Origin of the sequence: Mesorhizobium sp. M2A.F.Ca.ET.039.01.1.1, from assembly GCF_003998035.1 — a bacterium.
Taxonomy (GTDB): Bacteria; Pseudomonadota; Alphaproteobacteria; order Rhizobiales; family Rhizobiaceae; genus Mesorhizobium.
Window position 1 is genome coordinate 1 of record NZ_RZRY01001022.1, and the last position, 1,759, is coordinate 1,759.

Sequence of the window (1,759 nt, forward strand, 5' to 3'; positions counted from 1 at the left end):
CGGCGCGCTCGGGTTCAATCCGAGGAAGATCGTCGAGTTCAATCACCACGGGGTGCGGATTGCCCGCTTCTTCTTCATCGAGGATCCCGACGGCTACAAGATCGAGGTCCTGCAGCGAGGAGGGCGCTTCCAATAGGGGACATTCCGCCGCGCGGACCGGCGCGGCGCCAGCAACGGCGCCCTCAGGGGCGCGAACAGCAAGCAGGGAGGAAATCATGGTTACAGTTTATGAGAAGAAAGCCGGGCTTTCGCGGCGAGAGCTTCTCAAGCGCGGCGGTGCCGGCGCGCTGCTCATCATCTCCGGCAGCGCCGTCATCAGCCCCGAACACGCTTGGGGTCTCGAAACCTCGGCGCTGAAGCCCGAGACGATGGCGACGCTGATCCAGATGGCGCGCGACATCTATCCGCACGACCAGGTGCCCGACAAATACTACGCCATTGCCGTCAAGGGCCATGACGAGACGGCGGCCAAGGACCCGGCCCATAAGGAACTGATCGAGAAGGGCATCGCCGAGCTCGACAAGAAGGCCGGCAAGGGCGGTTATCGCGGGATCGGCTGGGAAGAGCAGCGGGTCGCGCTGCTCACCGGCATCGAGAAGACGCCGTTCTTCCAGGCGGTACGCGGCGGCCTCGTCGTCAGCCTCTACAACCAGAAGGAGCTGTGGCCGATCTTTGGCTACGAAGGCGAGTCCTATTCCAAGGGCGGCTACATCGCGCGCGGCTTCAACGACATCGAGTGGCTGTAGACCGCTCTGTCCTGAACCGCATTTCTACGGATTTCATGGGAGGAAACCATGGCAGCATCATTTGATCTCAAGAACGATGGCGTGGTCGTCATCATCGGCTCCGGCGCCGGCGGCGGTACGCTCGGCAACGAGCTGGCGCAGAAAGGCATCGACGTCGTCATCCTCGAGGCGGGCGCACGCCACGAATATGAGGATTTCATCAACGACGAGTGGGATTCCTTTGCCCAGCTCGCCTGGAAGGACAAGCGCACCACCTCGGGCGACTGGCGCGTGGCCAAGGATTTCCCGAACCTGCCGGCCTGGATCGTCAAATCGGTCGGCGGTTCGACGACGCACTGGGCGGGCGCCTCGCTGCGCTTCCAGGAGCATGAATTCAAGGCGGCCACGACCTACGGCAAGGTCAAGGGCGCGAACCTCCTCGACTGGCCGGTGACGCTGGCCGAAATGGAACCGTATTACGCCAAGGCCGAGGCCAAGATGGGCGTCACGGGCACCAATGACTGGCCGCGGCTGCCGGGCAACAACAACTTCAAGGTGCTCAAGGCCGGCGCCGACAAGCTCGGCTACAAGGAATGCCACACCGGCAACATGGCGATCAATTCGGTGCAGCGCGACGACCGCAATTCCTGCCAGCAGACCGGCTTCTGCTTCCAGGGCTGCAAATGGGGCGCCAAATGGTCGACGCTCTACACCGAAATCCCGAAGGGCGAAGCGACTGGGCATCTGGAGGTCCGGCCGAACTCGATGGTGATCAAGATCAACCATGACGCTTCCGGCAAGGTGACCGGCGTCGTCTATGCCGACAAGGACGGCAAGCTGCAGGAGCAGAAGGCCCGCATCGTCGCCGTCGCCGGCAATTCGATCGAGAGCCCGCGCCTGCTGCTCAATTCGGAATCGAGCAAGTTCCCGCACGGGCTCGCCAACTCGTCGGGGCAGGTGGGCAAAAACTACATGCGCCACACCACCGGCTCGGTCTACGCGATTTTCGACAAGCCGGTGCACATGTATCGCGG

The 1,759-nt window shown here is 62.9% G+C and carries 2 protein-coding genes and 1 pseudogene; all 3 read left to right on the forward strand.

All coding sequences use genetic code 11. The features are described 5' to 3' along the window. A pseudogene (locus EOA24_RS43590) lies at window positions 1-136 on the forward strand (lactoylglutathione lyase); the annotation flags it as partial. A gap of 79 nt (window positions 137-215) precedes the next feature. Further along, a complete protein-coding gene (locus EOA24_RS36825) occupies window positions 216-746 on the forward strand; it encodes a gluconate 2-dehydrogenase subunit 3 family protein (protein ID WP_126082560.1) in 531 nt (176 codons plus the stop codon). A 48-nt stretch (window positions 747-794) separates the two neighbouring features. Then, window positions 795-1,759, forward strand: a 965-nt coding sequence (locus EOA24_RS36830; RefSeq protein ID WP_133374843.1) for a GMC family oxidoreductase, incomplete at its 3' end; no start/stop codon positions are given.

Bases quoted from the DNA above. Each gene is read 5' to 3' on its own strand.
- EOA24_RS36825 (WP_126082560.1), top strand. From the start codon at position 216: ATGGTTACAGTTTATGAGAAGAAAGCCGGGCTTTCGCGGCGAGAGCTT.